14 protein-coding genes are annotated in these 15,361 nt (G+C 62.3%); 5 read left to right on the forward strand and 9 right to left on the reverse strand.

Translation table 11 applies throughout. The features are described 5' to 3' along the window. The first annotated feature begins 20 nt into the window (after window positions 1–20). The 3 genes from RN347_RS00975 (at window position 21) to glnK (ending at window position 2,170) form a co-directional block, all read left to right on the forward strand. Complete coding sequence (locus RN347_RS00975) at window positions 21–359, forward strand: P-II family nitrogen regulator (RefSeq protein ID WP_227389981.1); 339 nt, start codon at window positions 21–23, stop codon at window positions 357–359. Window positions 360–422: 63 nt separating this feature from the next. Beyond that, the gene (locus RN347_RS00980; RefSeq protein ID WP_311959414.1) at window positions 423–1,670 is read left to right on the forward strand and encodes an ammonium transporter; all 1,248 of its coding nucleotides are present in this window, start codon (window positions 423–425) and stop codon (window positions 1,668–1,670) included. Window positions 1,671–1,831: 161 nt separating this feature from the next. Beyond that, entirely contained in the window at window positions 1,832–2,170 is a 339-nt protein-coding gene (gene glnK, locus RN347_RS00985) for a P-II family nitrogen regulator (protein WP_252108177.1), read from the forward strand. 73 nt (window positions 2,171–2,243) lie between these two features. On the opposite strand, the gene RN347_RS00990 is transcribed toward glnK, so the two are convergent. Next, window positions 2,244–3,020, reverse strand: a complete 777-nt coding sequence (locus RN347_RS00990; RefSeq protein WP_263585476.1) for a ferredoxin--NADP reductase — start codon at window positions 3,018–3,020, stop codon at window positions 2,244–2,246. A gap of 170 nt (window positions 3,021–3,190) precedes the next feature. Between RN347_RS00990 and RN347_RS00995 the strand changes: the two genes are divergently transcribed. After that, a complete protein-coding gene (locus RN347_RS00995) occupies window positions 3,191–4,117 on the forward strand; it encodes a LysR family transcriptional regulator (RefSeq protein ID WP_263585475.1) in 927 nt (308 codons plus the stop codon). Between the two features lie 7 nt (window positions 4,118–4,124). On the opposite strand, the gene RN347_RS01000 is transcribed toward RN347_RS00995, so the two are convergent. The 8 genes from RN347_RS01000 to phnD all read right to left on the reverse strand — a co-directional run bounded on the left by RN347_RS01000 (window position 4,125) and on the right by phnD (window position 14,541). Then, window positions 4,125–6,038, reverse strand: a complete 1,914-nt coding sequence (locus RN347_RS01000; RefSeq protein WP_311959417.1) for a methyl-accepting chemotaxis protein — start codon at window positions 6,036–6,038, stop codon at window positions 4,125–4,127. A gap of 205 nt (window positions 6,039–6,243) precedes the next feature. Beyond that, a complete protein-coding gene (locus RN347_RS01005) occupies window positions 6,244–8,343 on the reverse strand; it encodes a methyl-accepting chemotaxis protein (RefSeq protein ID WP_311959419.1) in 2,100 nt (699 codons plus the stop codon). A 252-nt stretch (window positions 8,344–8,595) separates the two neighbouring features. Beyond that, entirely contained in the window at window positions 8,596–10,482 is a 1,887-nt protein-coding gene (locus RN347_RS01010; RefSeq protein ID WP_311959421.1) for a methyl-accepting chemotaxis protein, read from the reverse strand. A gap of 121 nt (window positions 10,483–10,603) precedes the next feature. After that, window positions 10,604–11,032 carry a host attachment protein gene (locus RN347_RS01015; protein WP_263585470.1) on the reverse strand — a complete coding sequence of 143 codons (429 nt, stop codon included), beginning with the start codon at window positions 11,030–11,032 and terminating at the stop codon, window positions 10,604–10,606. A gap of 76 nt (window positions 11,033–11,108) precedes the next feature. Further along, window positions 11,109–11,918, reverse strand: coding sequence for a phosphonate ABC transporter, permease protein PhnE (gene phnE, locus RN347_RS01020; protein ID WP_263585469.1), 810 nt, complete (start codon window positions 11,916–11,918; stop codon window positions 11,109–11,111). Further along, a complete protein-coding gene (phnE, locus tag RN347_RS01025; RefSeq protein ID WP_263585468.1) occupies window positions 11,912–12,718 on the reverse strand; it encodes a phosphonate ABC transporter, permease protein PhnE in 807 nt (268 codons plus the stop codon). The genes phnE (RN347_RS01020) and phnE (RN347_RS01025) overlap by 7 nt, the downstream gene beginning before the upstream one ends. Beyond that, entirely contained in the window at window positions 12,705–13,505 is an 801-nt protein-coding gene (gene phnC / locus RN347_RS01030) for a phosphonate ABC transporter ATP-binding protein (RefSeq protein WP_263585467.1), read from the reverse strand. Before phnC ends, phnE (RN347_RS01025) begins: the two co-directional genes overlap by 14 nt. 52 nt (window positions 13,506–13,557) lie before the next feature. Beyond that, a complete protein-coding gene (phnD, locus tag RN347_RS01035) occupies window positions 13,558–14,541 on the reverse strand; it encodes a phosphate/phosphite/phosphonate ABC transporter substrate-binding protein (RefSeq protein ID WP_311959424.1) in 984 nt (327 codons plus the stop codon). 175 nt (window positions 14,542–14,716) lie between these two features. On the opposite strand from phnD, the gene RN347_RS01040 reads away from it, so the two are divergent. Beyond that, window positions 14,717–15,316, forward strand: a complete 600-nt coding sequence (locus tag RN347_RS01040; RefSeq protein ID WP_311959426.1) for a histidine phosphatase family protein — start codon at window positions 14,717–14,719, stop codon at window positions 15,314–15,316. The last annotated feature ends 45 nt before the right edge of the window (window positions 15,317–15,361 follow it).

Here is a 15,361-nt window from a genome sequence, read left to right on the forward strand (position 1 = left end):
ACCCAGCAGGGAGATCCGGGATGAAACTCATCACCGCTATCATCAAGCCGTTCAAGCTCGACGACGTTCGTGAAGCACTGGCCGACAACGGCGTGCAGGGGATCACGGTGACCGAGGTCAAGGGCTTCGGGCGTCAGAAGGGCCATACCGAACTCTACCGGGGCGCCGAGTACGTCGTCGATTTTCTGCCCAAGGTGAAGGTGGAAGTCGCGGTCGACGACTCGCGCTTGGACGGTGTGCTCGATGCCATCTGCAGCGCGGCGAACAGCGGCAAGATCGGCGACGGTAAGGTCTTCGTCACGCCGCTCGAGGACGTCATCCGTATTCGTACCGGCGAGCGCGGCGCCGACGCGGTATAGCCTGCAGGATTTGGATACGTCTTGATCGAATCACTATAACGCCAGGAACACGGGGAACGATTCATGAACGAAGTCACCGATCTGAGCTACGCGCTCGATACCTTTTACTTTTTGATCTGCGGCGTGCTGGTCATGTGGATGGCCGCCGGCTTCTCGATGCTCGAGGCCGGCATGGTACGTGCCAAGAACACTGCAGAAATCCTGACCAAGAACATTGCGCTGTTCGCCATCGCTTGCACCATGTATCTACTGGTGGGCTACTACATCATGTACTCCAGTGGTGAAGGCGGCTTCTTGCCAAGCCTTGGCATGCTGCTGGGCGCTGAAAATAGCGTGGACGCGGTGCTTGGCGGCGGTGAAGACGCGCCTTACTACTCCATGCGCTCCGACTTCTTCTTCCAGGTGGTCTTTGTGGCAACGGCCATGTCGATCGTCTCCGGTGCGGTGGCCGAGCGCATGAAGCTCTGGGCGTTTCTGGCCTTCGCCGTGGTGATGACAGGCTTCATCTATCCGGTGTCCGGCTACTGGACCTGGGGCGGCGGTTGGCTCGCCGAGGTGGGCTACTCCGACTACGCCGGTTCCGGCATCGTGCACATGGCGGGTGCGGCGGCGGCGCTTGCAGGCGTGCTGATTCTTGGTCCGCGTAAGGGCAAGTACGGTAAGGACGGTGCCATTCACGCCATTCCCGGCGCCAACATGCCGCTGGCCACCCTGGGTACCTTCATCCTGTGGATGGGCTGGTTCGGTTTCAACGGCGGCTCGGAGCTCAAGATGTCCGACGTGGCCTCGGCCAATAACGTCGCTCAGGTATTCGTCAACACCAATGCTGCTGCCGCCGGTGGCGTGATCGCCGCGCTGATCCTGGCCAAGCTGTGGTTTCGTAAGGCGGATCTCACCATGGCGCTCAACGGGGCGCTTGCCGGGCTCGTCGCCATCACCGCCGATCCGCTGTCGCCCACGGCGCTGGGTGCGGCCATCATCGGCGCGGTGGGTGGTTTGATCGTCGTCGCCGCCATCGTTACGCTGGATAAAGTGAAGCTGGACGACCCGGTCGGTGCGATCTCGGTACACGGCGCCGTTGGGGTCTGGGGCGTACTGGCGGTGCCCTTCACCAACGCGGAGGCCTCCTTCGGCGCGCAGCTGATCGGTATCGTGGGCATCTTCGGTTGGGTGTTCGTGGCAAGCCTGGTCGTGTGGCTGGTGCTGAAAGCCATCATGGGGATTCGCGTCAGCGAAGAGGAAGAGTACGAAGGCGTGGATATCGCCGAGTGCGGCCTCGAAGCTTATCCGGAGTTCAGCGTCAAGAAGTAAGCACGCTTGACCCGGATCAGCGACCCAAGCCTCCCCTTCGTGGGAGGCTTTTTTATTCTCTGGCAAGAGCGGTGTATGCTTAAGGGGAGCGGGCGCGTGGGGCCCATGATGACCTTCGCTTACCCGGATAATAACGGGCCACCCAGTTAAAGGATGTCGCAATGAAACTTATCTCAGCCATTATCAAGCCGTTCAAGCTTGATGACGTACGCGAATCCCTCTCGGACATCGGCGTGCAGGGGATTACCGTGACGGAAGTGAAGGGCTTTGGCCGCCAGAAGGGGCACACCGAGCTGTATCGCGGCGCCGAGTATGTGGTGGACTTTCTGCCCAAGGTGAAGCTCGAAGTGGCCGTGGACGACGAGCTGGTCGAGCAGGTGATCGAGGCGATCACCCAGGTGGCGAACACCGGCAAGATCGGTGACGGCAAAATCTTCGTTATGCCGCTCGAGCAGGTGATTCGTATCCGTACCGGCGAAACCGGTAAAGACGCAGTTTAAGCTCGCCAGGCGCTTGCAAAAAGCCCCGCCAACCGGAAGGTTGGCGGGGCTTTTTAGTGGCCTTATCGGGGTATTACTTCTCGACGAAGGCGCGCTCGATCACGTAGTCGCCGGGCTCGCCCATGCGCGGTGAGATGTTCATGCCGAGCTCGTCGAGCAGGGCGCTGGTATCGTCGAGCATGGCCGGGCTTCCGCAGATCATCGCGCGGTCCTGGCGCGGGTCGATCGGCGCAAGTCCCGTATCCTCGAAAATCTTGCCGCTGCGAATATGATCGGTCAGGCGGCCCATGGTGTGAAACTCTTCGCGCGTCACCGTCGGGTAGTAGACGAGCTTTTCGGCAACTTCCTCGCCCAGGTATTCGTGGGCGGGAAGCTCTTTGGTGATGAAGTCGGCGTAGGCCAATTCGGAGACTTCGCGCACGCCGTGTACCAACACAATTTTCTCATAGCGCTCGTACACTTCCGGGTCCTGAATCAGGCTCATGAAGGGCGCAAGGCCGGTGCCGGTAGAGAGCATATAGAGGTTGCGCCCGGGCAGCAGGTCGTCGCACACGAGTGTCCCGGTCGGCTTACGGCTGACCATGATCTGATCGCCCACCTTGAGGTGCTGCAGGCGCGAGGTGAGCGGGCCATCCGGCACCTTGATGCTGAAAAACTCGAGGTGATCCTCGTAGTTGGGGCTGGCGATGGAGTAGGCGCGCATCAAGGGCTTGCCGTTGACCTCCAAGCCAATCATCACGAACTGGCCGGTTTTGAAGCGCAGGCTGCGCTCGCGCGTGGTGCGAAAGCTAAAAAGCGTATCGTTCCAGTGATGAACGCTCAGCACGTCTTCCAGGGCAAACTTGCTCATGATGACTCCTTGGACGCAAATGCCGGGCAATGGATAGGCATTCGCATTGAATATTCGATAAAAGAATAAAAGCGATGAATGATGATGCCGCAAAGTCTAGTCGGTGGCGGCATATCTGTTAAGTCAATTATACTGATAAACATTATCTGCAAAATCGATATAGGTGGGTCATGCACTACACGTTGCGCCAGCTCGAGGTGTTTGTGGCCGTCGCCCAGCACGAAAGCGTCTCCCAGGCGGCGCGCGCGCTCGCCATGTCGCAATCCGCCACCAGCACGGCGCTGACCGAGCTCGAGCGCCAGTTCGACTGCCAGCTGCTCGACCGACTCGGCAAGCGGCTCAAGCTCAACGCGTTAGGGTTTCAGCTGTTGCCCAAGGCGGTCGCGCTGCTTGACCGCGCCGAGGAGGTCGAGGAGCTGCTGCGCGGCCAGAAGGGCGTAGGCGCGCTCGAGGTGGGGGCGACGCTGACCATCGGCAACTATCTGGCCACGCTTTTGATCAGCGATTTCATGCAGCGCTATCCGGGCAGTCGAGTACGGCTAGCGGTGCGCAATACGCGCCATATCATCGAGGGCGTGCGCCAGCACTCACTGGATTTGGGCCTGATCGAAGGCCAGTGCGACGACGAGATGATCGTCAGCCAACCCTGGGTCGAGGATGAGCTTTGTGTGTTCTGCTCGCCGCGCCACCCATTGGCCGGGCGCAAGCATCTGGAACTCGAGCAGCTTTTACGCGAGGACTGGATCATGCGCGAGGAGGGCTCCGGTACGCGCATGACGCTCGAACACGCGGCCCGTCATCGCCGAAGCCGCTTCAATACGCTTTTGGAGCTGGAGCACACCGAAGGCATCAAACGCGCGGTGGAGTCGGGCCTTGGCATTGGCTGTGTCTCACGCCTTGCCCTGCGCGACGCCTTCCGGCGTGGCAGCCTGGTCGCGCTGCCCACCCCGGAATTGGATCTCAAGCGCCAGTTCACCTTCATCTGGCATCGGCACAAGTACCTGACCACCGGCGTGCGCGAGTTTCTGCGCCTGTGTCGTGAGATGACCGCCGGCGCCAGCCGAAGTGACGATATCGAACTGCCGCCGGTGCCGTAAGGCCGCCTTAAAACTCGTCCCAGTCACCCTGGGTGGAGGAGGTCGTCGCCAGGCGCGGTGTCGATGCCACCGGCTGCGGCGCTTTGGTCAAAGCGGGCGCTCGGGCCGGGGCGCTGGAGCTGGAGACCTTGAAACTTCCAATCACCGTGGCCAGCTGGCCGGACTGCTCCTTCAACTGCTCGGCGGCGGTGGTGGACTCCTCGACCAGCGCGGCGTTCTCCTGGGTCATGCGATCCAGATCCGCTACCGCGACGTTGACCTGCTTGATGCCTTCGCTTTGCTCGCTGGTGGCCGCCTCGATCTCCTCGAGCACGTCGGTGACGCGGGTGATGTGCGAAACGATCTCCGCCATGGTGTGGCCGGCGCTTTGCACCAGGGAGGTGCCGCTATTGACCTTGCCCTGGGAATCCTCGATCAGCGTCTGAATGTCGTTGGCCGCGTCGCTGCTGCGCCGGGCCAGGTTGCGCACCTCTTCGGCCACCACCGCAAAGCCGCGGCCGTGCTCGCCGGCCCGTGCCGCTTCCACCGAGGCGTTGAGTGCCAGCAAATTGGTCTGAAACGAGATGCTGTTCATCAAGTTGACGATCTCGCCGATCTTCTCCGAGGCCTGAGTGATCTCCTCCATGGTGGTGACCACGCTGCCCATTACTTCGCCACCGTGACCCGCCACTTCCGAGGCGTTCCGGGAAAGCTGGCTGGCCTCCTGGGCCGAAGACGCCGTGTGCTGGACGGTACTGGTGATCTCCTCGATGGAGGCGGAGGTTTGCTGCAGGCTCGCCGCGGTATTGTCAGTGCGCCGTGAAAGGTCCTGGCCGCCGGAGGCGATTTCGTTGGCGGCATGATGCACCGCATCGCTGCTGGCGCGCACGTCGATCAGCACGTGCTCCATCTTGTCGACGAAGCGGTTGAAGGCGTCGCTGATCTGAGCGACTTCATCCTTGCCGGCGACGGTCAGGCGCCGAGTCAAATCGCCTTCGCCGCTGGCGATATCGTTCAAGGCATCGCGGGCGCGCTCGAGCCCTGCCAGCGTGCGCTTGAGCCATAGTCCGACCAAAAGCGCCGTCACGCCCAGCACGATCAGCAGCGTCAGAAGCGCAGAGTGAAGCGTTGCGCGCAGTCCGGCGGTGGCCTCGTGCTCGTCGAGCGCCACGCCAAGCTCCCAGTCGGTGCCGGCGATGGGGGTAACAACGATGCGCTTGGTATCGCCCTGCACCTCGACGCCTTCCCAACGGTTTTGAGTCTCGCTCAGGCGGCCGATCAGTGCCGGGGTCAGCGCCGGGCTTACGCGCTCGAGCGGCGCTAGCGCCAGCGCCTGGTCTGGGTGGGCAATGAGGGTCTCGCCGGCGCTACTGAGAAAGGCGAAGCTCGACGGTGTGGGCTGGATCGCGTTAACACGGCTGACGAGCTGATCGATTGGAACGTCGCCGCCGATCACGCCGAACAGCCGACCGTTTTGTTTGACCGGCGTTGCGAAAGCAACCACGAGTTGGCCGCTGTTGGAGTCCTGGTAGGGAAGCGAGACGATAGTGGTGTCCTGGGCGACGGCGCTTTGATACCAGCCGCGCTGGCGCGCGTCGAAGTCATCCCCGGGAATCCAGCCATCCGATGAGATCAGGCCACCGTCGGGAAGGCCCATATAGGCGCTTAAAAAGCCACCGGAGTCGGCGAGCTGAATGAGCGAGGTGGTAGGGTCTGGCGCAACAACCTGCGAGCGCGCCGCTTCCATCATGGCAATGCGGGCGCTCACCCACTCTTCGATGACCGATGCGTTGTCGCTGGAAGTCGCTGTCAGTTGCTCGCTTATTTGGCGATCACCGTGCGTTTTCAGAGTAACGTAGCTGACTGCTGCGTTGATCAGCAGCGCCAGGGTAATAATCGTCAGCGTGACGAGCAAAATGCGCATGCGCAGGGACGTAAGCATCCAATTCTCACTTTAAGGGGAGGCAGTCTGTGTCGTGAGCCAAGTCATTCATGGCTGCTCCACTATCGGCCCTGGAGAGTAAGACTTTAGTGGCAATGGAGGTTCTGGAGGGGAGGAGTAAGCGCCGAGACCGGGCGGTTTGAACACGTGCGCCGGCGAGCCTCAAGGATGCTGGCCGGCGCATGTCAGGGCGTGATGCGAGTGATTAGCCTCGCGGCGGGGAGGGCAGGCGATTGGAGGGCGCAGCGGAAGTGTCGAGTGTGAACCCGCCCACCAGCTCGGCCAGCCGCTCCGCCTGCTCCTTCAGCTGCTCGGCGGCGGTGGTGGACTCCTCGACCAGCGCGGCGTTTTGCTGGGTCATCTGATCCAGGTCGTTGACCGCGATACTGACCTGACCGATGCCGTCGTTCTGCTCGCCGGCGGCGGTGCTGATGTCGCCCAGCATCTGGTTGACGCGAGAGACGCTCTCGGCCAGTTCGTGCATGGCGCTTTCGGCCTCGCGCACGAGCTGCGTGCCGCTTTCGACCTTGTCCACCGAGGCGCCGATACGCTGGCGAATATCCGCCGCCGCCTCGCTGCTGCGCCGGGCGAGCATGCGCACCTCTTCGGCCACGACGGCAAAGCCGCGGCCATGCTCGCCGGCCCGCGCCGCCTCGACCGAGGCGTTCAGCGCCAGCAGGTTGGTCTGAAAGGCGATGCCGTCGATCACCTTGACGATGCTCTGGATCTCATCGGAGGTCGTGCGAATCTCGTCCATCGTCGTCACTACCTGGCTGAAGGCGCCGTTGGTGCGCGTGGCGAGTTCGGCGGCGGTGTGCGACAGTCCGCTGGCCTCTTTCGAGGCGCTGGTGGTATGGCCCACGGTGCTGCTGATCTCTTCCATGGCGGTCGAGGTCTGCTGCAGGCTGGACGCCGCCTGATCGGTGCGTCGGGAAAGATCCTGCCCGCCTTGGGTGATCTCGTTGGCGGCGTGGTGGACCGATTCGCTGCTGGCGCGCACATCCACCAGCACGTCGTGAATCTTGTCGGCGAAGGCGTTGAACTGGATCGCGAGCTCAGCGCTTTCGTTGCGTCCGCGCACCGGCAAGCGCTGGGTCAAATCCCCGTTACCGGAAGCGATGTCGCGCATCCGGTCGGCCAGGTAGCGCAGCGGCCGGGCGATGCGGCTGCCCAACAGCCAACTGGCCAGCAGGCCCGCCAGGGCAATCAAAAGGCCGACGAGGAGCATGCCCCACATGGAGGCCTGGCCTCGGTCGGCAAGCTGTGACTGTAAGTTCTCAAGTCCCGCCATGACCGCGCTCTGCGGTAGACGAATCACCATCACCCAGGGGCGGCCGCTGCCATCGACGCTGAAGGGCGTATAGAGCTCGAACATGCCCTCGTCGGTGTTGGTCTGGTTGATGCGCTCGCCCTGCTGGGCTTGAGCGATAGCGCCCTGAAGCGAGGCGGGCAGTGTGTCGACGCCGCGGCCCAAAAGCTCTGCCGCGCCGGTGTGGGCGGCCAAAGCCCCTTGGCCTGCCACCAGCAGCATTTCACCTGCACCATCGTAAAGCGATTGATTGGCCTCTTCCAGCAGGCCTTGAATGAACGCGACCGACAGATCGACGCCGGCGCTGCCACGGAACTCGCCATCGACCATGATGGGCGCGTTGAAGGAGGTCACCAGCAGGTTGTCGCCGTTGTAATCGTACCAGTGCGGGTCGACCACGCAGGTGCGCTGCGTTTCCCGCGTGCAGAGGTAATACTCGCCTCGGCGAATCCCGTCGTCGCCAAGCGCTTCGTTTTCCATATCCTGGCCCAGCGCGAGCACCTCGATGGCGCCGCTTTCGGTGCGATACCACCAGGGCGTGAAGCGGCCGTCCGGTCCGAACCCCTGATCCTCGCGACCGATAAAGCGCGCATCGAGACCAAAGGCGTCCGGCTCCCAGCCAACGAAGGCATCGAGCAGTTCGGGGTTGTCGACCACCGTTTGGCGAATCAGCACCGAAAACTCCCGGCGGCTGAGATACAAAAGCGGCCGGCCAGCCTCATCCACTTCCCCCAGCATGGCGTTGAGATTGGCAAGATTCGTTGCCAGCGTCAGCGCATGATCGAGCTCGCGCTTGATCTCTTCGGTATGCGCCGAGGCGAGCGCCTCGAGCCGCGCTGCGGCGTTTTGTTCGAGCAGCGTTTCGGTTTGCTCCTCCACCAGCGCCTGGGTGCGTGCGTTGGCGATCAGCGAATACACCACCAGCGCCGCCACGACCAGCAAAATAGCGCTACCGGCCAGGGTCGCGATCAGCGTGCGAAGCGATTTGAAGTGCATGTTCGAGTCCTTATGCCTGATGGAAAAGCCACTACGCGCGCGGCGCCATTAAAAAGCGACGTCAACGAAACAGTCGGGCGTTAACAGGAATATCGGCGTGAAAAGCATCTTCTTGACATACCGACGTGGCTTCGCGGCAAAAAAGCGCACGGCTGTCGCGGCCGGCGCTTGGGGCGTCGTCTTTGGATCAAATGCGGCGCTCACCGACCGTCAGGGTCGAGAGCGCCGCGGGCAAGCCGGGAGCGGCGTTTTTTAGAACGCGGGCTGTGACGGAGCAGCGGGGAGGGCGGCGGTCTGGCGCGTCGAGCCGAGGGCCGGCGTGGTGGCCGAGAGGGTGAAGCTTGCGATCGTGCGGGCCAGGTGATCGGCCTGCTCTTTTAGCTGCTCGGCGGCGGTGGTCGACTCCTCGACCATGGCGGCGTTCTCCTGGGTCATGCGGTCGAGATCGTTCACCGCGATATTGACCTGCTGAATACCATCGCTTTGCTCGCTGGTGGCGGCGGTGATTTCAGCAAGGACGTCGGTGATGCGCGCGCTGTTGGTCACGATCTCCTGCATGGTGTCGCCGGCGTTGCGAACCAGCGTTGTACCGCTATGCACCCTGGCCTGGGAGTCCTCGATGACGCGTTTGATATCGTTGGCCGCGTCGCTGCTACGTCGGGCCAGCTGGCGAACCTCTTCGGCGACCACCGCGAAACCGCGGCCGTGCTCGCCGGCCCGCGCCGCCTCGACCGAGGCGTTGAGTGCGAGCAGGTTGGTCTGGAAGGCGATGCCGTCCATCAGTGTCACGATTTCACCGATGCGGTCAGACGCGCGGGTGATCTCCTCCATGGTCGAGACGACCCGGGAGACATCCTCATGGCCCCGATGGGCGACCTCGGAGGCGGCCTGGGAGAGCGCGTTGGCCTCCTTTGACGAGGCGGCGGTTTGGCCGACGGTGCTGTTGATCTGCTCGATGGAGGCCGAGGTCTGCTGCAGGCTCGCGGCGGTCTGGTCGGTGCGCCGTGAAAGATCCTGTCCGCCCAGAGCGATCTCGCTGGCGGCGTGGTGCACGGTTTCACTGCTGGTGCGCACGTCGATCAGCACCGTTTCCATCTTGTCCGCAAAACGGTTGAAGGCGCCGGCGATGCGGGCGATCTCGTCCTTGCCCGTGGCCGGCAGGCGCTGGGTCAGATCGCCGTCGCCGGAGGCGATGTTGTCCATCGCGTGGCCGACGCCCTTGAGCGGGCGCAGCAACAGCGAAAGCAGCACGCCAAGGCCGAGCGCGGTCAGCACCGCCACGATGATGAGCGTGGTCAGTGACGAGAAGGCGATGGCGCGAAGGCCCGCGGTCGCTTCCTGCTCATCCATGGCGACCACCAGCTCCCAACCGCTGCCAAGCCCGACGTCGCGCCCCATCAGCAGTTTTTCGCGCTGGTCGAGCACTAGCGGCGTCGGCGTGTTGTTGCTCTCCAGGTTCTTTAGAAAGGCGCGGTCGAGCTGCTCGCTCAGTACGGTCGAAGGCTCGAGCGCCAGCGCGCTGTCCGGATGCGCCGCGATGGTGCCGTCGTCGGTGACCAAAAAGGCGAAGCTCGACGGCGTCGGCTGAATGCCGGTAACGATACCCACCACGTCTTCGATACCGATATCGCCGCCGATGACGCCCAGCAGTCGACCGCTATCGCCGTCGGCGTAGTAGGGGTGAATGAAGGAAACCACCAGCTCGCCGGAGATCATGTCCAGATAGGGGGACGTCACGATGGTGGTGCCGGCCTCGACGGCCTGCTGGTACCAGGGGCGCTGGCGCGGGTCGTAATCCGCCGGCGGCTGCCAGCCGTCGGAAAAGACCGGCGGTTTCGACGACGCGTAGGCAACGTAGGTGGTCATGAAGTCGCCAGCGGTCTGAAGCTGCTGGAGTGCCGCCAGCGGGTCGGCGCTTTCAACGACGGTGGGCAGTGAGGCAACCAGACGATTACGGGCGGCCACCCACTCTCTCAGTGCTTGGGCGTTGCCCTTCAGGGCGGCATCGAGATGGCGATGGATCTGCTCGTCGTTGTGGCCCTTGACGGTCCAGTAACTGGCAAAGCCATTGAGGGTCAATGCCGCGATGATCGCTGCCAACGCGGCGAGCAGAATACGGGTTCGTAGGGAGGATAGCATGGCCGCTCTCTTGATCGATGAACAGATGACACTACTTTTTCCAATAAAAGCAGCGCATTGGTTATCGGCAGGAGCGGCCTTAACATGAGTTGATTTTTAACTGGGGCGACGCCCGGCAGGATCAGAGCTTCTTGATCGCCTCTTCGATCTCATCGCTCGAAGCCTTGGTGTAATCCTTGGAGAGCGTATGCGTCACCAGCTTCTGCGTCGGCTTGTCGAGCTTGTCGCGCAGAAGACCCAGAAACTTCGGCGCGGCGATCAGGATCAGCTCGTCCATCTTGTTGCTCGTGCGGGCGTCGAACAGGTATTGCACGACCTGCTTGGCGAACATCTCGTTTTCGTGCTCGAGCGCCTCGCCGCCTTCGGCGGAAGAGCGGGCAGAGCCTTGTGAGCCAGTATGTACGTCCGCCCCGGGGCTATCGGTCACCAGGTCGCCTTCGTGCATTTGCCCTTCGGCGTGCACCAGGCTCTCTTTCTCGGTGAGCTTGTTCGCGGCATGGGTGAAGATGCGCGCGCGTCCTGCGTCGGCCACCACAATGTAAGTTGGCATGATCAAACGTCCTCCGTGTCGTTAGTGGTTGATTAAACATGGCAAGCGATCGACGTTCGGTCAACCGCTGGCCGCGTTAAAGCACCTTGCGCCTCAAGATACTCGTAAGCGCCTCCCCAATCAGCACGAGCACGATGATCGCCAGCAGAATCGTTGCAACCGTCGGCCAGGCGAAGGTATCGATCGCGCCCTGGAGGATCACGCCGATGCCGCCGGCGCCCACCAGCCCCAGCACGGTGGATTCTCGAATATTGATATCCCAGCGCAGAATGACGATGGCGAAAAACGCCGGCATTACCTGGGGCACGATAGCGTAGGCGATCACCTTGGCTTTCGAGGCGCCGGTCGCCTCCATCGCCTCGACCGGGCGCCGGTCGATTTCCTCGATCGCCTCGCCCATCAGCTTGCCGATGAAGCCGATCGAGCGAAACACGATGGCGAGAATGCCCGCCAGCACCCCGGGGCCGAAAATGGCCACGAACAGCAGCGCCCAGATGATCGTATTCACCGAGCGGCTCGAGACCAGAATGAAGCGCCCAAGCCACAGGCACGCCCGATTGGGTGTGGTGTTCTGCGCGGCGATATAGGCCACCGGCAGCGCGAGAAAGATGGTGAGGAAAGTGGCGAGCGTGGCGATGTGCACGGTTTCGAGCAAAGCGCTTACGATGTTGGCAAAGCCCGCCGGGCTCGGCGGCCACATGCGCGCCGCCAGCCCGGAGATCTGATTGGGCGCGTCCCACACCCAGGGCCAGAAGATATCGATGTCGCTCAGCGCCCAGACCACGAGCATCAAGGTGGCGAGCAGCACCGCGTAGCGAATCAGGCGCTCCTTGCGATCGAAACGTTGCCAGACGCGGTCGGCGAGTTGTTCGGCGTGATCTACCATATCTTTTTCCTCACCCAGCCGCTGATACCTTCACTCAACAGGATCACCGCGATGATCACTAAAAGAATCGCGAAGGCGAAGTCGTAGTCGTAGCGTCCGAAGGCGTTCATCAGCGTGCCACCGATACCGCCGGCGCCGACGATACCGACCACGGCGGAGGCGCGCAGGTTGCTGTCGAGCTGATACATGGAAAGCCCGATCTGGCGCGGCAGTATTTGCGGGAACACGGCGTAGAAGAGCGTGGCCAGGTAGCCCGCCCCCGCGGCGCGCATTGCCTCGACCTGGCCCCAGTCGATCTCTTCGATCTCTTCGGCCAACAGCTTGCCGACGAAGCCGATCGAGTAGAGCGTCAGCGTCAAAATGCCCGCCAGCGGCCCAAAGCCCACCGCGGCGACGAACAGAATCGCCACGATCACCGGGTGAAAACTGCGGGATACGATGATGATCGCGCGCCCGACCAGATAGATCGGCATCGGAGCGATATTGCGCGCCGCCATCACGGCGAAAGGAATCGAGAGCAAAACGCCCAGCAGCGTGGCCAGAATCGCGATCTGGAAGCTCTCCTTGAAGCCGGTCACCAGCAGCTCGAAGCGGTCGAAGTTGGGCGGAAAGCCACCGCTGAAGATGCGCGCTGCCCGCGGTACGCCTTCGCTGATGCGCGCCCAGTTGAACGGCAGCGAACCAAACGCCCATATCAGATACGCGGCGGCGACGATCAAAAGGCCGTAGCGTACCAACGGGTTAGCGATGAACGGCGGTTTTTTCCACCGGCGTGGTGGCGAGGACTCAGTGGGCGTCATGCGTCGCCTCCGGGGCCTCGGAATCTGCGGTGATATCGCCGTCCGGCGCCTCGATGCCGCCATAGATCTCGTCGAGTGCGTCCTTGTCGAACGCCGCCGGAGCCCCATCGAAGATCATCTTGCCGTGGCGAAGCCCCACGATACGCTCGGTATAGGTTTTGGCCTGGGCGACATTGTGGATGTTGATCAGCACCGGCAGCGAAAGCTCACTCGCCAGGCTTTGCAACAGCACCATGATCTGTTCGGACGTACGCGGGTCGAGTGAGGCGGTCGGTTCGTCTGCCAGCAGCACGTCCGGTTCCTGCATCAGTGCACGCACCACGCCGACGCGCTGACGCTCGCCGCCGGAGAGCTCGTCGGCGCGCTTGTTGGCGTAGTGGGCGATCCCCACGCGCTCCATCAGATGAAAGGCGCGGTCGATATCCCCCTGCGGGTAGCGTCTGGAGATGGCCTGAAACAGATTGACGTAGCCAAGCCGCCCGGCCAGCACGTTCTCCATCACCGTTAGCCGGTCGAGAAGGTTGAAGCCCTGAAAGACCATACCGATTTTGCGCCGGGCACGTCTGAGCTCGGCGCCCTTGAGGTGGACGAGCTCGACCCCGTTGAGCGTGATGGACCCCGACGTCGGCTCCACCAGGCGGTTGATACAGCGCAGCATCGTGCTTTTGCCCGCGCCCGAGGCGCCCACGATGGACACCACGCTGTTACCTTCGACCTTGAGATCGAGCCCCTTGAGCACGGGCTCGCTGTGGCCATAGCGTTTGACCAGATTCTTGATTTCCAGCATGTTGTCGCTTCCATCGGCAGCCAGCAAACCGCGCCTTGAGGCGCGGTGCGATTTACTCTTCCATATTCTCGGGCGTATAGGTCACGCCGTTGGCGGCCTGGATGGTGCGAATCACCTGCCAGTTATCCTTGTAGTTGATCGGGATGAACTTCTCGACGCCGTCGAACTCCTCGCCAAGCTCGGTGCCGGCGAAGTCGAAGCTGAAAAATGCCTCTTCGATCTTTTCGACCAGATCCGGGTGCAGGTTGTAGGCGTAATTGTAGGAGGTGGTGGGGAAACGGTCGGACTCATAAATTAGGCGTACGTCCTCCTCATCGTAGAGTCCGCGGGCGGCCATGCGCTCGACCACTTCCGAGGCCACCGGGGCGGCGTCATAATCGCGCGCCACCACGCCGAGCATCGACTGGTCATGGCTGCCGGAGTAGACGACCTCGTAATCCTCGTCCGGAGTGACGCCGAGCTCGGGCAGAAGCGCCCGAGGGGCGAGGTTGCCAGAGTTGGAGGTCGGCGAGGTGTGCGCAACGCGCTTGCCCTTGAGATCCTCGACGGTTTCGATGTCGGAGTCGACGTGGGTAAACAGCTGAAGGGTGTAGCCGAACTGGCCGTCGTCGGAGCCCATCAGCGCAAATGGCACCGCACCGGCCAGGTTGACGGCAAAGGGCGTGGGGCCGGTCGAGAAGCCGGCGATATGGAGTCGGCCGCTGCGCATTGCCTCGACCTGGGCGGCGTTGGACTGCACGGCGAAAAAGCGCACGTCGCGCCCGGTCACCTTGGACAAGTGCTCAATGAAGGGCTGCCAGATATCGGAATAGATGGCCGGATCCTCGACCGGGGTATAGGCGAAAATCAGCGTGTCCGGGTTGGCCCATTCGGACTCATCGGCGGGGCGGTCGGCGACCATGTCGCCATTTTCATCGCAGTAAATGGCGTCGAGGTCGCCACGTTCGCACTCGGCAAACGCTATGGATGAGAGTAGCGCAAGAGGCAGTGCCGCCGCCCATGACAGCGCGGGCCTGGAGGAGAGAAGCTTGTTCATGGAAACCTCGGAGGTAGTTTGTTTTTATAAAGACGTGTTACGACGGTTTTTATGACCGGCGCGCACTTTCGAGCGTTATGGCGGCGGTCAGCGCGCTTTTTGGTTTCGTTACTGCGCATTTAATGCTTGTTTTTCGAAAACGACGCTTCTTCAACCTAGGGTTTGTGACAAACATATGTCAAGTACTTTACAGGGCACCTACTACCATTGGCGCAACCGCTATCTGCTGATGCGCCACGGCCATAGCCAGGCCAACGAGCAAGGACTGATCATTAGCTCCCCTGAGCGCGGACTCGACGCCTTCGGGCTTTCCGAAACCGGCGAGCGCCAGCTTGACGAGGTAGTGAAAAATTGGGTCTGGCCGACACCCACGCGCATCGTGCACTCGGATTTTCTGCGCACCACTGAGACGGCGCGCCGGGTGGCGGATGCGCTGGGTGTACCGATAGAGAAAGACGAGCGCCTGCGCGAGCGCTACTTCGGCGAGTTCGAGGGGCAGAAAGCGGCGCTTTATGAGGGCGTCTGGGTGCTCGATGACCGAAACGCCGAGCACGCTGCGCACGGGGTCGAGCCAGTCGCCCGGGTGGCGGCGCGCATGCAGGCAGTGATCGAGGCGTGGGAGGCGCGCGTAAGCGGCGAAACGATTTTGCTGGTCAGCCACGGCGACCCGCTGCAGATACTGCTGACCGCGATAGCCGGCAAACCGCTCACCGGCCATCGCGACCAGACACCGCTAGAGCCTGCCAGCATCACGCTGGTCGACAAAAGCGCCTAGGCTCTGTCTGCAAAGTGCCTGCGCTCGACAATACGGCGTTAAAAA

Source organism: Halomonas sp. PAMB 3264 (genome assembly GCF_031954245.1).
Lineage (GTDB): Bacteria > Pseudomonadota > Gammaproteobacteria > Pseudomonadales > Halomonadaceae > Vreelandella.